Source organism: Pseudomonas sp. LB3P25 (assembly GCF_054897985.1).
The window spans coordinates 2,316,666-2,333,101 of record NZ_CM142711.1 but is presented as its reverse complement, the minus strand read 5'-3'; the positions used below and the strand labels follow the sequence as shown (position 1 = coordinate 2,333,101).

The 16,436-nt window shown below is 59.6% G+C and carries 14 protein-coding genes; 9 read left to right on the top strand and 5 right to left on the bottom strand.

Features of this window, described 5'->3' with window-relative positions:
- Positions 1–19 precede the first annotated feature (19 nt).
- On the top strand, positions 20–517 hold the full coding sequence (gene greB / locus ACYZTW_RS10470) for a transcription elongation factor GreB (RefSeq protein WP_129436988.1): 498 nt from the start codon (positions 20–22) through the stop codon (positions 515–517).
- A gap of 18 nt (positions 518–535) precedes the next feature.
- On the opposite strand, the gene ACYZTW_RS10465 is transcribed toward greB, so the two are convergent.
- The 3 genes from ACYZTW_RS10465 to ACYZTW_RS10455 all read right to left on the bottom strand — a co-directional run bounded on the left by ACYZTW_RS10465 (position 536) and on the right by ACYZTW_RS10455 (position 3,051).
- A complete protein-coding gene (locus ACYZTW_RS10465; protein WP_462004791.1) occupies positions 536–844 on the bottom strand; it encodes a class I SAM-dependent methyltransferase in 309 nt (102 codons plus the stop codon).
- Positions 845–1,091: 247 nt separating this feature from the next.
- Positions 1,092–1,526 carry a DoxX family protein gene (locus ACYZTW_RS10460; protein ID WP_461999235.1) on the bottom strand — a complete coding sequence of 145 codons (435 nt, stop codon included), beginning with the start codon at positions 1,524–1,526 and terminating at the stop codon, positions 1,092–1,094.
- A 103-nt stretch (positions 1,527–1,629) separates the two neighbouring features.
- Positions 1,630–3,051 carry an MltF family protein gene (locus ACYZTW_RS10455; protein ID WP_462004790.1) on the bottom strand — a complete coding sequence of 474 codons (1,422 nt, stop codon included), beginning with the start codon at positions 3,049–3,051 and terminating at the stop codon, positions 1,630–1,632.
- A 235-nt stretch (positions 3,052–3,286) separates the two neighbouring features.
- On the opposite strand from ACYZTW_RS10455, the gene ACYZTW_RS10450 reads away from it, so the two are divergent.
- On the top strand, positions 3,287–4,093 hold the full coding sequence (locus tag ACYZTW_RS10450) for a TatD family hydrolase (protein WP_462004789.1): 807 nt from the start codon (positions 3,287–3,289) through the stop codon (positions 4,091–4,093).
- A gap of 57 nt (positions 4,094–4,150) precedes the next feature.
- Here the strand turns inward: ACYZTW_RS10450 and ACYZTW_RS10445 are convergent, their stop codons facing one another.
- Positions 4,151–5,380, bottom strand: coding sequence for an acyl-CoA dehydrogenase (locus ACYZTW_RS10445; RefSeq protein ID WP_462004788.1), 1,230 nt, complete (start codon positions 5,378–5,380; stop codon positions 4,151–4,153).
- 165 nt (positions 5,381–5,545) lie between these two features.
- Between ACYZTW_RS10445 and ACYZTW_RS10440 the strand changes: the two genes are divergently transcribed.
- The 3 genes from ACYZTW_RS10440 (at position 5,546) to ACYZTW_RS10430 (ending at position 8,113) form a co-directional block, all read left to right on the top strand.
- The gene (locus tag ACYZTW_RS10440) at positions 5,546–6,475 is read left to right on the top strand and encodes a LysR family transcriptional regulator (protein WP_008148497.1); all 930 of its coding nucleotides are present in this window, start codon (positions 5,546–5,548) and stop codon (positions 6,473–6,475) included.
- Positions 6,476–6,671: 196 nt separating this feature from the next.
- A complete protein-coding gene (locus tag ACYZTW_RS10435; protein WP_283180941.1) occupies positions 6,672–7,070 on the top strand; it encodes a MerR family transcriptional regulator in 399 nt (132 codons plus the stop codon).
- A 143-nt stretch (positions 7,071–7,213) separates the two neighbouring features.
- On the top strand, positions 7,214–8,113 hold the full coding sequence (locus ACYZTW_RS10430; RefSeq protein ID WP_462004787.1) for a hydroxymethylglutaryl-CoA lyase: 900 nt from the start codon (positions 7,214–7,216) through the stop codon (positions 8,111–8,113).
- Between the two features lie 684 nt (positions 8,114–8,797).
- Here the strand turns inward: ACYZTW_RS10430 and ACYZTW_RS10425 are convergent.
- Positions 8,798–10,495, bottom strand: coding sequence for an AMP-binding protein (locus tag ACYZTW_RS10425; protein WP_462004786.1), 1,698 nt, complete (start codon positions 10,493–10,495; stop codon positions 8,798–8,800).
- 362 nt (positions 10,496–10,857) lie between these two features.
- On the opposite strand from ACYZTW_RS10425, the gene ACYZTW_RS10420 reads away from it, so the two are divergent.
- Genes ACYZTW_RS10420 through ACYZTW_RS10405 form a run of 4 tightly spaced genes read left to right on the top strand, consistent with a single transcriptional unit; the run spans position 10,858 to position 16,425 of the window.
- Positions 10,858–12,021: an isovaleryl-CoA dehydrogenase gene (locus ACYZTW_RS10420; RefSeq protein ID WP_046047545.1), complete on the top strand. Its 1,164-nt coding sequence runs from the start codon at positions 10,858–10,860 to the stop codon at positions 12,019–12,021.
- Positions 12,022–12,033: 12 nt separating this feature from the next.
- The gene (locus ACYZTW_RS10415) at positions 12,034–13,641 is read left to right on the top strand and encodes a carboxyl transferase domain-containing protein (protein ID WP_462004785.1); all 1,608 of its coding nucleotides are present in this window, start codon (positions 12,034–12,036) and stop codon (positions 13,639–13,641) included.
- A gap of 13 nt (positions 13,642–13,654) precedes the next feature.
- Complete coding sequence (locus tag ACYZTW_RS10410; RefSeq protein ID WP_462004784.1) at positions 13,655–14,470, top strand: gamma-carboxygeranoyl-CoA hydratase; 816 nt, start codon at positions 13,655–13,657, stop codon at positions 14,468–14,470.
- Positions 14,470–16,425: an acetyl/propionyl/methylcrotonyl-CoA carboxylase subunit alpha gene (locus ACYZTW_RS10405; RefSeq protein WP_462004783.1), complete on the top strand. Its 1,956-nt coding sequence runs from the start codon at positions 14,470–14,472 to the stop codon at positions 16,423–16,425. Before ACYZTW_RS10410 ends, ACYZTW_RS10405 begins: the two co-directional genes overlap by 1 nt.
- Positions 16,426–16,436: the final 11 nt, after the last annotated feature.

Genomic DNA, 16,436 nt, shown 5'->3' with positions numbered 1-16,436 from the left:
CAACCACAAAGAAGTTGCCATGAGCCGTTATCGCCCTCCCCGCACCGCTGGCACCGCGCTGATCACCCCCGAAGGTGAAGCGCGGATGCGGGCCGAGTTTCATGAGCTCTGGCATGTTCGGCGGCCGCAGGTCACACAGTCGGTCAGCGAGGCGGCGGCTCAGGGCGATCGCTCGGAAAACGCCGAATACACCTACGGCAAAAAGATGCTGCGCGAGATCGACAGTCGCGTGCGCTTTCTCACCAAGCGGCTGGAAGCGCTCAAAGTCGTCAGCGAAAAACCGAGCGATCCGAACAAGGTTTATTTTGGCGCCTGGGTCACGATTGAAGACGAGGATGGCAAAGAGTCGCGCTACCGCATTGTCGGGCCGGATGAGCTGGACCTGAAGCTGGGTCTGATCAGCATCGACTCACCGCTGGCACGCGCCCTGATCGGCAAGGCGCTGGACGCCGAAGTTCGGGTCCAGACACCGACCGGTGAGCAGTGCGTGTATATCGTGGCGATCGACTATCTTTGAGCCCCAGCGTTCTAAGCCTTAACGGCGAGTAATCAGCCCCTGCCGGGCAACGCGAGTCAGTTGCTTGATCACCTCGGGGGCATCCTCGAGGCTGGGTGACTGAATGACAGCCAGGTCGAAACTGTCGCTGGCAAATCGAGCCAGCGATTCACCCTCTTCGACAAACTGGATCAGGAAGGCGGCAGGCCCACCGGTGCGACGTGGCCAGCCATCGAGATAACGCAAGAGTGTCGGCTGATGTTTGCCGCCAAGCAGGATTTTTGGATTGCGCTGGGTGAGGTGTGCCGTGATCGGCGCGGGGCGTACAACGGGGCTTAGTGCATTCATTGTGTCGTGTCTCTGCCTCAAAAGTCTGCATGGCAGGTGAGAGGCAACACCGAACCAGCGCTTTAGCGGTATTTCGAAGCCTGTTTCAAGCTTCTATCGGCAACTGAGTGAGTCACCTGGCGCCCCGCAAGTAGCTGTTTAAATCGGCGCATGGGCAGCATCCTAGAGAAGCTGACCGGACAGTGTCAAGAATGACGAGCAACAAAAAGGCCCGCGCAATGCGGGCCTATTTGTTGAGCCAGAGCGGTCAGCCGGCGATGGCGCGGTCAGCCGAGAGCTTGCCGGCGCCTTCGATCAGTACGGCGATCGTGCCACCGAGCAGGGCCAGGGCGAATTCATAACCGTTGTTGACCATGAACAGACCGTGAGGGAGATGCACCGAGAAGATCGCCACCAGTGAGAGGATGGTCAGGCCGAGGGCTGCCGGGCGAACCAGCAAGCCAATGATCAAGGCCAGACCGGCGAAGAACTCAGTACCGCCCGCCAGCGTCGCCATCAGGTAACCCGGCGCCAGGCCGATGCTTTCCATGTACTGCGCGGTGCCCGCCAGTCCGTAACCACCGAACGCCCCGAAAAGTTTCTGCGAGCCGTGGGCAGCGAAGATGATGCCGACGAAGATCCGCAGAAGGGTCAGGCCGTAGCCAGCGCGGGTAAACAGTACCTTGTTGATCAGTGTGCTCATGCTGTGTCATCCGTTGTCAGTGTGTGTTGGTTGGCCGCTATATTAATCAGTAAATTTCATGTTAAAAGCGCAATAAATTCGCCATACCAATCAGTTTATTCGATCATTTACGTGAGGCAACTTTCTGCCCCTGGGGCTCCAACGACTCCCGCTCCCGATCGAACGCCAAGTAATACTTGTTCACGCTATTAACATAGCTGACAGCGCTCATTCCCACCTGCTCCATGGCAATGCGCTCGACCTGAAAGAACCACTGATTGGGATTCAAACCGCGCCGACGAGCCTCGGCGCGCATGCCCTGAACCCGCTCCGGCCCTATGTTGTAGGCCGCCAGCACGAACGCCATGCGCTCGCGCTCGTTGAGTTTGGGGCTGGCAAAGAACTTGCGACGGATCATCGCCAGGTACTTGGCCCCGGCCTGCACATTGGCGTCGAGATTCTGAATGTTGTTGACCCCCACCCGCTGGGCTGCGGACGGGGTGATCTGCATCAGGCCAGTAGGGCCGCTGCCACTGCGGGCATTGGGTTGCAGCGCCGATTCCTTGAACGCCAGGGCCGCCAGATTCAACCAGTCCATGCCTTGGGCTTCGGCGTGTTTCTGCAGCACTGGCCGAAGTTTCTCGAGGCGCTGTCGATCAGCCTTGGCCAATGGATAGTGCACTTGATACAGACGTCGATAGATCCGCAGGAACGCGGCATCCTGATCCGATGGTTTCTTGTAACCGGTCAGGAAGCGATCAATGCTGGCCCGCAACATTGAGGCGTCGCGGCGCACGAACCAGAATTCTTCGCCCGGTTCACTGATGAGTACCTGCCGATCGAAACGCAACTTGGGCAGGATCTTGCCCCAGCGCTCGGCGATGGGTTGCTCGACGATCGTCAGGTGAAAGATTCCGCCCTGGACCATTTCCAGCACATCCTCGACCGCCAGACTGGGATCGACCCACTCGATGGTCACCGGTGGCAGTTTAAGCAGCGCGAGCTTTTGATTGATCTGGCTGACCGCGTCCCCAGCGGCACTGCCGGTGGGCAACGCCAGGGTTTTGCCAGAGAGTTGTTCGAGACGGGTGTAACGTCGCTCGCCTTTGATCCCGACCAATACCAACGGGATGTTGCTGGCAATCGGTTCACTGGTGCTGACCGCGTGGCCCGGTTGCAGGTCGAGCAGTTCCCCCGGTGCGACCAGATCACCCTCCCCGCGCTGCAAAGCGCCGATCAGTTGATCCTTGGCCTTGGGAATGATCTTGAGGGTAATTTCCTGACCGTCACGGGCGTGACCGTTGAGGTATTGCTCGAAAGCGCGCAAACGATGGTATTCAACACCGATGGCCTGGCCCTGGACTTCGCCGGAGCTGTTGCGGCTCTGGTTGACCAGCACCCGCAGCACGCGACTGTTGCGGATTTCCGCCAAGTCGCGCGCTTTGGTCGAAGGCACGGCTTGCAGAGGCCCGGCCAGACGCGCGACTGCCGGCATCGGCAGCAGCAACGAACAACACAGCAGTAGCAAAACCGAGGGACGTATCATCCACTCTCCAGAAAGAATACTGGGCCGATCTCAAGAATTTTCATGAAATCGAACAACAGAAACAGAGCGCCGTGAGCGCTGGCAAAGTGCGAAAGACTGGCACAGTGATGGCACCTTAGCCACCCTGACCTGTCTCGCGGCATCAAGAGACAGCTATAACTCGTTGTAGTTCTTGGCTTTTCTTATAAATCTACAGCTCTGATATGCTTTCCGGCCTTTGGTCCGAGGTAGCACCATGCAACTCATCGATATCGGCGTCAACCTGACCAACCCCAGTTTTGCCGACAAACACCAGGCTGTACTCGACCGCGCCTACGCTGCCGGGGTCTGCCAATTGGTGCTCACCGGCACCAGTGTCGAGGGCAGCGAACAGGCGCTGGAACTGTGCCGGCAACTGGATGAAACGGCTCAACGGCTGTTCGCCACCGCCGGCATTCACCCCCACTGCGCCAGCGACTGGAACGCCGACAGCGCCCAGCATCTGCGCAGTTTGCTCAAGGAACCGAACGTCGTGGCGGTGGGTGAATGCGGGCTGGATTTCAATCGTGATTTCTCGCCGCGCCCGCAGCAGGAAAAAGTCCTCGAAGAGCATCTGGCGATGGCGGTCGAACTGCAATTGCCGGTTTTTCTCCACGAGCGCGATGCCAGTCAGCGCTTGCTGGAAATCCTTCGCGATTACCGTGATCAGTTGCCGGCCGCCGTGGTGCATTGCTTCACGGGCGAAAAGAAGGCGCTGTTCAGCTACCTCGATCTGGATTTACACATCGGCATCACCGGCTGGATTTGTGACGAGCGCCGAGGCACGCACCTGCATCCGTTGGTGAAAGAGATCAAACGGGGACGGCTAATGCTGGAGAGCGATGCGCCGTATCTGTTGCCGCGCAGTCTGCGACCCAAGCCTAAGAATGGTCGCAACGAACCGGCGTATCTGACCGAAGTGTTGCGGGAAGTAGCGTTGCATCGAGGGGAGAGCGAGGAAGATCTGGCCGCTCACAGCACGGCGTGTGCGCGAGCATTCTACGGGTTGCCTTCTGTTGATTGATGCAGCCTCAACGCTATCGCGAGCCTGATCCAGGCCCGCGATACAAGCGTCGCGGTCTTAGTGACTGCTGCGCATCATCTCTTTAGGGACATACTTGCCGATCTCGAACTTGCCGATCGCCGCACGGTGCACTTCGTCCGGGCCGTCGGCCAGGCGCAGGGTGCGTTGCATCGCATACATGTAGGCCAGCGGGAAATCGTTGGACACCCCTGCCCCGCCATGGATCTGGATCGCCCGGTCGATCACCCGCAAGGCTACGTTCGGTGCGACAACCTTGATCTGAGCGATTTCGCTTTTCGCAATCTTGTTGCCAACGGTGTCCATCATGTACGCCGCCTTCAACGTCAGCAGGCGCGCCATGTCGATTTCCATCCGCGAGTCGGCGATCTTGTCGATGTTGCCGCCCAGGCGTGCCAAAGGTTTACCGAACGCAGTACGGGTTACCGCCCGTTTGCACATCAGTTCCAATGCACGTTCGGCCATGCCGATTGAACGCATGCAGTGGTGAATCCGGCCCGGGCCAAGGCGACCCTGAGCGATTTCAAAGCCGCGTCCTTCGCCCAACAGGACGTTTTCGTACGGCACACGGACGTTTTCGAACAGCACTTCGGCGTGGCCGTGAGGTGCGTCGTCGTAACCGAACACTGGCAGCGGACGAACGATCTTCACGCCCGGGGCATCCACCGGCACCAGAATCATCGAGTGCTGCGCATGACGCGGCGCGTCAGGATCGCTCAGGCCCATGAAGATCAGAATCTTGCAGCGTGGATCGCAGGCGCCTGAGGTCCACCATTTTTTGCCGTTGATCACCCATTCGTCGCCATCACGCACGGCGCGGGCGGCCATGTTGGTGGCGTCGGACGAGGCCACGTCCGGTTCGGTCATGGCGAACGCCGAGCGGATTTCGCCGCGCAGCAACGGTTCGAGCCAGCGCTGTTTCTGTTCTTCATTGGCGTAGCGCACCAGCACTTCCATGTTGCCAGTGTCGGGCGCGGAGCAGTTGAACGGTTCAGGCCCCAGCAGCGAACGGCCCATGATTTCGGCCAATGGCGCGTATTCGAGGTTGGTCAGGCCGGCGCCGAGTTCGGACTCAGGCAGAAACAAATTCCACAGGCCTTCAGCCTTGGCCTTGAGTTTGAGCTCCTCCATGATTGCGGTCGGCTGCCAGCGATCGCCCTCGGCGACCTGGCGCTCGAACACCGCTTCGGCGGGATAAACGTAGGTGTCCATGAACGCGATCACGCGCTCACGCAGTTCTTGCACCTTGGGCGAATAAGCGAAATCCATGGGCAGCTCTACCTTTTAACTGAGGGTTTTGATGAGTTGTTCAGGTCATGCAATCGATGCTAGAACAGCTACGAAAATTTACCTAGCCTATTCTCGGCGTGTATTAACATTCATCACCGATATATGATCGGCTGATCGAGAGCCCAACAATAAGAGTGCAGCGCAATGAATCTGAGCAAGGTCGACCTCAACCTTTTCATCGTCTTCGACGCGATCTACACCGAAGCCAACCTGACCCGCGCCGGGCAGATTGTCGGCATTACTCAACCAGCGGTCTCGAACGCTCTGGCCCGTCTGCGCGAGACCTTCAATGACCCGTTGTTCGTGCGTACCGCTCAGGGCATGGTCCCGACGCCCATGGCGCAGAACATTATCGGGCCGGTGCGCAACGCCCTCTCCTTGCTGCGGGTGTCGGTGCAGGAAAGCCGTATTTTCAACCCGTTGCAGGCAGTCAAGACTTACCGCATCAGCATGACCGACCTCACCGAAGCGGTGATCCTGCCGCCACTGTTCCAGCGTCTGCGGCGCCTGGCGCCGACGGTGATCATCGAAAGTTTTCTGTCCAAGCGCCGCGAAACCACCAAGGAACTGGCGGCCGGGCGTCTTGATTTCGCCGTCGATGCGCCGCTCAACACTGATCCGCAAGTGCGCCACGTCAAGTTGATGGAAGACCGTTACGTGTGCGCCATGCGCAAGGGTCATCCGCTGGCGGGCAAAGAGAAATTCACCCTCGATGATTACCTGTCGCTGACCCACATCCATATCTCCAGTCGCCGCAGCGGTCTGGGCCATGTCGACCTGGCCCTGGGCAAAATGGGCATCCAGCGCAAAATCGCCCTGCGTTCCCAACACTACTTGATGGCGTCGCAAGTGCTGCAGCAGACCGACATGGTCATGACCGTGCCGGAACGCTTTGCCCGTCGCCATGATTTGTACTCGGTGAACCTGCCGGTCAACGATGTGCCGCCGGTGGAAACCCACCTCTACTGGCACGAAAGCACCGACCAGGACCCGGCCAACCGCTGGATGCGTGAGCAGATGATCGAGTTGTGCCAGCAAGTGACGGCGCATGAGAAGAAGCTCGACAAAGTGTAGGACTTGGCACCGCGGCGTCTCATTCGCGAGCAGGCTCGCTCCCACATTTAACCCGGTTCTTCCAGAAAGAATGCGGTCGAATGTGGGAGCGAGCCTGCTCGCAAAGGGGCCGGCAATGACAGCAAAAATCCACACCCCTTGACGTAAACGTCAACCTGCCATTAGCTTAGCGCCATGACCTTTTTCGAGCGCTTCCATGAGCAGCCAGACCTATAGCATTTCCGACCTCGCCCGCGAGCTCGACATCACCACGCGGGCCATTCGCTTTTATGAAGAGCAAGGCCTGCTCAGCCCTGAGCGACGCGGCCAGGAACGCATCTACTCGCCCCGTGACAAGGTCAGCCTGAAGCTGATTCTGCGGGGCAAGCGCATTGGTTTCTCCCTGGCCGAATGCCGCGAGCTGATCGAACTCTACGACCCCACCGGCGGCAATCAGAAACAGCTGCAAACCATGCTGACCAAAATCGCCGAACGTCGTGAACAGCTGGAGCAACAAATGCTCGACATCGAACAGATGAAGCTGGAACTGGACACCGCGCAGGAGCGTTGTACCCAGGCGCTGGAACAGACCATCAAGAGCCAGCAGCTCGTGTAGGAGCGGAGCTTGCTCGCGAAAGCGTCAGGTCAGTCGACATCGATGTTGAAGGACATACCGCTTTCGTCGGAACGCCGCCCGGACCAAGCTCCGCTCCTACAGGGTTCTGTGAACATTCACACAATTTCAACAGGTCCATTGCCATGTCCTTACCCACTCACGTACGCCTGGTCGAAGTCGGCCCGCGCGACGGTCTGCAAAACGAAGCCCAACCCATCAGCGTTGCGGACAAGGTGCAACTGGTCGACGCGCTGACCGCCGCCGGTCTCGCCTATATAGAAGTCGGCAGTTTTGTTTCGCCCAAATGGGTACCGCAAATGGCCGGTTCCGCCGACGTCTTCGCGCAAATCCAGCGCAAACCGGGCGTGACCTATGGTGCACTCGCCCCCAACCTGCGCGGGTTTGAAGACGCCATCGCGGCCGGGGTCAAGGAAGTCGCGGTGTTCGCCGCCGCGTCGGAATCGTTTTCCCAGCGCAACATCAATTGCTCGATCAGCGAAAGCCTGGAGCGTTTCGTGCCGATCATGGACGCCGCCAGGCAACACGGTGTCAGCGTGCGTGGTTACGTGTCCTGTGTGTTGGGCTGCCCTTACGAGGGTAACGTCGCGCCTGCGCAAGTCGCTCGAGTCGCTCGCGAGCTCTACGCAATGGGCTGCTATGAAGTTTCCCTGGGGGACACCATCGGCACCGGCACCGCTGGCGCGACCCGCAAGCTGTTCGACGTGGTGTCGGCTGACGTACCCCGTGAAAAACTGGCCGGACACTTCCACGACACCTATGGCCAGGCCATGGCCAACATCTACGCCAGTCTGCTGGAAGGCATCTCGGTGTTCGACAGCTCCATCGCCGGCCTCGGCGGCTGCCCGTACGCCAAGGGCGCCAGCGGTAACGTCGCCACCGAAGACGTGGTTTACCTGCTCAACGGCCTGGGAATCGAGACCGGTATCGACCTGGACGCCTTGATTCTGGCCGGCCAGCAGATTTGCACGGTGCTGGGGCGAGCGACCGGTTCGCGCGTGGCCAAGGCTCGTAGCGCACAGTGAGTGCGCGGATGTGTCCGGGTGTTACCGCTGCGTCTGAAACGTGGGGCGCAAGCGAGTAACACGGAAACAAATTGTCGGGTTTTGACTGACGGAAAAATCCTATAAAAATACAAGCCGTTGATTTTAAAGGTTTTTTAAAAGTTGGCACGGCTTCTGCTATCTCTATTGCATAACAAGAACAAAAAAAGCGGCAAACCTAATAAAAATAAGACGTAACGACTCTGACATAACAAAAACAACACGGCAGAGACGCAGCTAACAGATTTTTTTGGAGAGGATGTGCTTTTCAGGGTGCTTTTCGGAGTAACCCGCAACCGGGCAGAGAACAATAAAACTACCTTCAGGTAGCTCCCGAACTGGTTGGATCGCTTAGCGAAAAAGTAGATCAGCGCTCAAAAAAATACGTTTGCTCTTGATCCCGGATGGGGATCGACAAAAACAGCGGTAAAGGGTCACGGTTTCCAAAAACAACAACAGACCGCCCCTCAATAATAAAAAAAGAGCACGCGCAACGACAAAATTAAAGGGGAGCTTCGGCTCCCCTTTGTGCTTTCTGGTGTTCCTGAATTCCACCGCCGCCCTTGTGGGAGCGAGCCTGCTCGCGAAGGCGGCGGGTCAGTCGACATCAATGTTGAATGACCAATCGCCTTCGCGAGCAGGCTCGCTCCCACAGGGGGATTGTGGTCAGCCTTTGATATCGCGCAATTCCTCGATACTGATCTCGCGCATCCGGAATTTCTGGATCTTCCCCGTCACGGTCATCGGAAACTCTTCGACGAACTTAAAGTAACGCGGTGTCTTGAAGTGCGCGATGCGCTCCTTGCACCACGTTTGCAGCTCCTGCTCGGTAGCATTGTGGCCCGGATGGAATTTGATCCAGGCGACAATCTCTTCGCCATAACGCGAACACGGAATCCCGATCACTTGCACATCCGCCACCGCAGGGTGGGTAAAGAAGAACTCTTCCAGCTCTCGCGGGTAAATATTCTCACCACCACGGATGATCATGTCCTTATTACGTCCGGCAATGCATACGTAGCCTTCATCGTTCATGCTCGCCAGATCACCGGTGTGCATCCAGCCGGCCTGGTCGATGGCTTCTGCGGTGCCTTGCGGGTTGTTCCAGTAACCAAGCATCACGCTGTAGCCGCGGGCGCACAGTTCACCGATAGTGCCGCGCGGCACCAGGTTACCCGCCTCGTCGATGATCTTGCTTTCCAGTTGCGGCTGAGTTCGGCCGACAGTGGTGACGCGCAATTCCAGTTCGTCTGACGGACCGGTCTGCAACGACACCGGACTTGTTTCCGTCATGCCGTAGGCAATCTGCACTTCGCTCATGTGCATCTCACTGATGACCCGACGCATGACCTCAATCGGACAGGTCGCCCCGGCCATGATCCCGGTACGCAGGCTCGACAGATCAAATTCAGCGCGTTTGGGCTGATCGAGCATGGCGATGAACATGGTCGGTACGCCGTAAAGCGCGGTGGCCTTTTCGTCGGCGACGGTGGTCAGGGTCAGCAGTGGATCGAAGGCATCGTTGGGGTAAATCATGGTGCTGCCGTGGGTCATGCAACCGAGGTTGCCCATGACCATGCCGAAGCAGTGATAAAGCGGCACCGGGATGACCAGACGATCACTCGCGGTCAACCCGAGGCTTTCGCCGACCATATAACCGTTGTTGAGAATGTTGTAGTGACTAAGGGTCGCGCCCTTCGGGAAACCGGTGGTGCCGGAGGTGTACTGGATGTTCACCGCCTGATCGAAATGCAGGCTGTCCTGACGTTCGCTCAACTGCTCGGCCGACACGCTCCCCGCGAGATCGATCAATTGCGACCACGGCAGGAAACCCGATGGCGGCTGAGCATCAAGGCTGATGACACCGCGCAGCTCCGGCAGTCGTTCGCTCTGTAACTTTCCGATGGATTGCTCAGCCAGCTCGGGAACGAGGCCTTGCAGCATTCCGTGATAGTCGGAGGTCTTGAAGGCACCGGCGCAGACCAGCCATTGGCAACCGGATTGCTTCAACACGTATTCGAGTTCGGAGCTGCGGTAGGCCGGGTTGATGTTGACCAGAATCACGCCGATTTTCGCGCTGGCGAACTGGCTGATACACCATTGGGCGCAGTTCGGTGCCCAGATACCCAGACGGTCACCGGCCTGCAAGCCCAGCGCCAACAGTGCTCTGGCGTGCAGATCCACGGCTTCGGCCAGTTGCTGCCAGGTGTAGCGCAACTGTTGATGGCGCACGACCAGCGCCTCCCCGGTCGGGTACTGCGCGACGGTGTTATCGAACGCCTGGCCGATGGTCATCGCCAGCAAGGCTTTGTCCTGGGAACCACGGGTGTAACTGCGCTGCGGGCTTGCACTGGGTTGATCCATGACGACCCCTATTGTCTTTATTAATGGGCTGCCGACGGTCACCTGTGGGAGCGACCTGTGGCGAGGGGATTTATCCCCGTTCGGCTGCGAAGCAGTCGCAAAACCGATGAATACGGTTGTTCTGAAACACTGTAATCACAGATTCAGGGTCGCTTCGCGACCCAACGGGGATAAATCCCCTCGCCACAGGTCGCTCCCACAGGGTTGGTCCGCTGTTCTATCTTGAACTGGCTCTACTCTCGCTCAAGTTGACGTTAACGTAAAGGGTGATTGACAGCCATTCGTCACAGGCTTACGTTAACGTAAAGGTGAGAGCCCAATCACGGCCCTCCCTACCCTACAAAAAAGCCAAAAGGTGACCCATGAGCTACCCATCCCTGAACTTTGCCCTCGGTGAAACCATCGACATGCTGCGCGATCAGGTTCAGTCCTTCGTCGCCAAAGAGATCGCACCACGCGCCGCTCAGATCGACATCGACAACCTGTTCCCCGCCGACCTGTGGCGTAAATTCGGCGACATGGGCCTGCTGGGCGTGACCGTCCCGGAAGAGTACGGCGGCGCTGGCCTGGGTTACCTGGCGCACGTAGTGATTATGGAAGAAATCAGCCGCGGTTCGGCCTCGGTCGCCCTGTCCTACGGTGCGCACTCCAACCTTTGCGTCAACCAGATCAACCGCAACGGCAATCACGAACAGAAAACCAAATACCTGCCGAAGCTGATCAGCGGCGAGCACATCGGCGCGCTGGCCATGAGCGAACCGAATGCCGGTTCCGACGTGGTGTCGATGAAATTGCGCGCCGACAAGCGCGGCGATCACTACGTCCTCAACGGCAGCAAGACCTGGATCACCAACGGCCCGGACGCCAACACCTACGTGATCTACGCCAAGACCGACCTGGAAAAAGGCCCCCACGGCATCACCGCGTTCATCGTTGAACGTGATTCCAAAGGCTTCAGCCGCAGCAACAAGTTCGACAAGCTCGGCATGCGCGGTTCGAACACCTGCGAGCTGTTCTTCGATGACGTCGAAGTGCCGGAAGAAAACATCCTCGGCGTGCTCAACGGTGGCGTGAAAGTGCTGATGAGCGGCCTCGATTACGAACGCGTTGTCCTGTCTGGCGGCCCGACCGGGATCATGCAGGCCTGCATGGACTTGATCGTGCCGTACATCCACGACCGCAAGCAGTTCGGCCAAAGCATCGGCGAATTCCAGCTGATCCAGGGCAAAGTCGCCGACATGTACACCCAACTCAACGCCAGCCGCGCCTACCTTTATGCGGTAGCGCAAGCGTGCGAGCGCGGCGAAACCGCCCGCAAGGATGCCGCCGGTGTGATCCTTTACAGCGCCGAATGCGCGACCCGAATGGCTCTCGACGCGATACAGATTCTGGGTGGCAACGGCTACATCAACGAATTCCCGGCCGGTCGTCTGCTGCGTGACGCCAAGCTGTACGAAATCGGTGCCGGCACCAGTGAGATACGTCGCATGCTGATCGGTCGCGAACTGTTCAACGAAACCCGCTAAACGGAGCTGTCCATGGCTATCCTGCATACCCAGCTCAACCCCCGTTCGGCGGAGTTCGCGGCCAACAGCGCGGCGATGCTCAAACAGGTCAACGACCTGCACACCCTGCTCGCTAAAGTGCAGCAAGGTGGCGGCCCGAAGGCGCAAGAGCGCCACACCTCGCGGGGCAAACTGCTGCCTCGTGATCGGATCAATCGCCTGCTCGATCCGGGTTCGCCGTTTCTCGAGATCAGCCAATTGGCGGCCTACGAGGTGTATGGCGAAGACGTTCCGGCCGCTGGCGTGATTGCCGGGATCGGCCGTGTGGAAGGCGTCGAATGCATGATCGTCGCCAACGATGCCACCGTGAAAGGTGGCTCGTATTACCCGCTGACCGTAAAAAAACACCTGCGCGCCCAAACCATCGCCCAGCAGAACCGCTTGCCGTGCATTTACCTGGTGGACTCCGGCGGCGCCAACCTGCCGCGTCAGGATGAAGTGTTCCCGGACCGCGAGCACTTCGGGCGGATCTTCTTCAACCAGGCCAACATGAGCGCCATGGGCATCCCGCAAATCGCGGTGGTCATGGGTTCCTGCACCGCCGGTGGCGCGTACGTGCCGGCCATGGCCGACGAAGCGATCATGGTGCGCGAGCAAGCGACGATTTTCCTCGCGGGTCCGCCACTGGTAAAAGCCGCCACGGGTGAAGTGGTCAGCGCCGAAGACCTCGGCGGGGCCGATGTGCACTGCAAGATTTCCGGGGTGGCCGACCATTACGCCGAGAGCGACGAACACGCCTTGGCTATTGCGCGACGCAGCATCGCCAACCTCAACTGGCGCAAACTCGGCGAAGTGCAACAGCGCACGCCAATCGCCCCGTTGTACAGCGGCGACGAGCTCTACGGCGTAGTGTCGGCCGACGCCAAGCAGCCATTCGATGTGCGCGAAGTGATCGCGCGGTTGGTGGACGGTTCGGTGTTCGACGAATTCAAAGCGCTGTTCGGGACGACCCTGGTGTGCGGCTTTGCCCACTTGCACGGTTACCCGATCGCCATCCTTGCCAACAACGGCATTCTGTTCGCCGAAGCCGCGCAGAAAGGCGCGCACTTCATCGAACTGGCCTGTCAGCGCGGTATTCCGCTGCTGTTCCTGCAAAACATCACCGGTTTCATGGTTGGCCAGAAATACGAGGCCGGCGGCATCGCCAAGCACGGCGCCAAACTGGTGACCGCCGTGGCGTGCGCCAAGGTGCCGAAATTCACCGTGATCATCGGCGGCAGCTTCGGTGCAGGTAACTACGGCATGTGCGGCCGGGCTTACGATCCACGCTTCCTGTGGATGTGGCCGAACGCGCGCATCGGCGTGATGGGCGCCGAGCAGGCTGCGGGTGTTTTGGTGCAGGTTAAACGCGAGCAGGCCGAGCGCAGTGGTCACAGTTTCAGTGCCGAGCAGGAAGCCGAGATCAAGCAACCGATCCTCGACCAGTATGAAGAACAGGGTCATCCCTACTACTCCAGCGCCCGGTTGTGGGACGACGGCGTCATCGACCCGGCGCAGACCCGCGATGTATTGGCCCTGGCCTTGTCGGCGTCGCTGAATGCGCCTGTCGAACAGAGCCGCTTCGGCGTGTTCCGGATGTGATCGGGAGAAAATCATGAGCGACTTCAACACCCTCGAACTGCTGAGCGACCCGCGTGGTTTTGCCACCCTGTGGCTCAGCCGTGAAGAAAAGAACAACGCGTTCAACGCCGAAATGATCCGCGAACTGATCCTCGCGCTGGACAAAGTGTCGAGCGATGCCAGTCTGCGCTTCCTGTTAGTGCGTGGACGCGGCAAGCATTTCAGCGCCGGCGCGGATCTGGCCTGGATGCAGCAATCGGCCGAACTCGATTACCACACCAACCTCGACGACGCCCGGGAACTGGCGGAGTTGATGTACAACCTCGCCAAGCTGAAAGTCCCGACGCTGGCGGTGGTGCAAGGCGCTGCATTCGGTGGCGCGCTGGGCCTGATCAGTTGCTGCGACATGGCCATCGGCGCCGATGACGCGCAGTTCTGCCTGTCGGAAGTGCGCATCGGCCTGGCCCCCGCGGTGATCAGTCCGTTCGTGGTGCAAGCCATCGGCGAACGTGCGGCACGACGCTATGCGTTGACCGCCGAGCGTTTCGGCGGACAACGAGCGCGGGAAATCGGCTTGTTGTCGGAGAGTTATCCGATCGCTGAACTGGAACAGAAAGTCGAACAGTGGATCGACAACCTGCTGCTCAACAGCCCGGCCGCCATGCGCGCCAGCAAGGACTTGCTGCGCGAAGTCGGCCACGGCGCGCTGACCCCGGCACTACGCCGCTACACCGAAAACGCCATCGCCCGAATTCGCGTCAGCCCCGAAGGTCAGGAAGGCCTGCGGGCCTTTCTGCAAAAACGTCCGCCGAGCTGGCAAGCCGAAACCACCACCAAGGAGCCGCGTTGATGAGCGCACCTGTTCTCACCACCCTGCTGGTGGCCAACCGTGGCGAAATCGCTTGCCGGGTGATGCGCACCGCCAAAGCCCTGGGCCTGACCACCGTGGCTGTTCACAGCGCCACTGACCGTGAAGCCCGGCACAGCCGCGAAGCGGATATCCGCGTCGACCTCGGTGGCAGCAAAGCTGCCGACAGTTACCTGCAAATCGACAAACTGATCGCCGCCGCCAAGGCCAGCGGCGCTCAGGCGATTCATCCGGGTTATGGCTTTCTTTCCGAGAACGCCGGGTTCGCCCGCGCCATCGAAGAAGCTGGCCTGATTTTCCTCGGCCCGCCCGCCTCGGCCATCGACGCGATGGGCAGTAAATCCGCGGCCAAAGCCTTGATGGAAACCGCCGGCGTGCCGCTGGTGCCCGGCTATCACGGCGAAGCTCAGGACCTCGACACCTTCCGCGACGCTTGCGAACGCATCGGTTATCCGGTGCTGCTCAAGGCCACCGCTGGGGGCGGCGGCAAAGGCATGAAAGTGGTCGAGGACGTCAGTCAATTGGCCGAAGCACTGGCCTCGGCCCAGCGTGAAGCGAAATCCTCGTTCGGCGATTCGCGGATGCTGGTGGAGAAGTACCTGCTCAAACCGCGTCACGTGGAAATCCAGGTTTTCGCCGACCAGCATGGCAACTGCCTGTACCTCAATGAACGTGACTGCTCGATTCAGCGTCGGCATCAAAAAGTCGTTGAAGAAGCACCCGCTCCAGGCTTGAGCCCGGAACTGCGCCGCGCCATGGGCGAGGCCGCCGTGCGTTCGGCACAGGCCATCGGTTACGTCGGTGCCGGCACCGTGGAGTTTCTGCTGGATGCTCGCGGTGAGTTCTTCTTTATGGAGATGAACACGCGCCTGCAGGTCGAACACCCGGTCACCGAAGCCATCACCGGCCTCGATCTGGTGGCCTGGCAGATTCGTGTGGCCCGCGGCGAAGCGCTGCCGATGACTCAGGCCGAGGTTCCGCTGATCGGCCATGCCATCGAAGTGCGGTTGTATGCCGAAGACCCGGGCAATGATTTCCTGCCGGCGACCGGTCGACTGGAGCTGTATCGTGAATCCGCGCAAGGTCCGGGACGGCGGGTGGACAGTGGCGTCGAAGAAGGCGATGAAATTTCACCGTTCTACGACCCGATGCTCGGCAAACTGATTGCCTGGGGCGAGGATCGTGAACAAGCGCGACTGCGGCTGCTGAGCATGCTCGATGAGTTTGCCATTGGCGGGCTCAAGACCAACATCAACTTCCTGCGCCGGATCATCGCTCATCCGGCATTCGCTGCGGCAGAGCTGGATACCGGGTTCATTCCGCGTTATCAGGAAGAACTGCTGCCAGTCGCCTCGGACCTCAGTGACGAGTTCTGGCAGGCCACCGCCCAGGCGTTTACCCAGAGCCAGCCGAGTACGACCCGTGCCGACGACCTGAGTTCGCCTTGGGGTGTCAGTAACGGCTTCCGGGCCGGACTGCCGCGCGAGATCACCCTGCATTTGAGTTGTGAAGGCCAGGATCGCGCGCTGACATTGAGCGACGCTGATGCCCACACCGCTCAACTCAAGGGCGAGCAACTGCTGACCGAGCACAACGGCCTGCGCCGCCAGCATCGGGCAATCCGCCGGGGCGACGTTCTTTATCTGCAATGGGAAGGTGAATTGCGCCGCATCGAGTCCTACGACCCGATCAGTGCCGTCGAAGCCAGTCACAGCCATCACGGCGGGCTGACCGCCCCCATGAATGGCAGCATCGTGCGGGTACTGGTGGAAGCCGGGCAAACGGTCGAAGCCGGGGCGCAGTTGGTGGTGCTGGAGGCGATGAAGATGGAGCACAGCATTCGTGCACCACACGCCGGGGTGATCAAGACGCTGTATTGCCAGGAAGGCGAAATGGTCAGTGAAGGCAGTGCGTTGGTCGAGTTTGAAGAAGCATAAAATGAAGATCG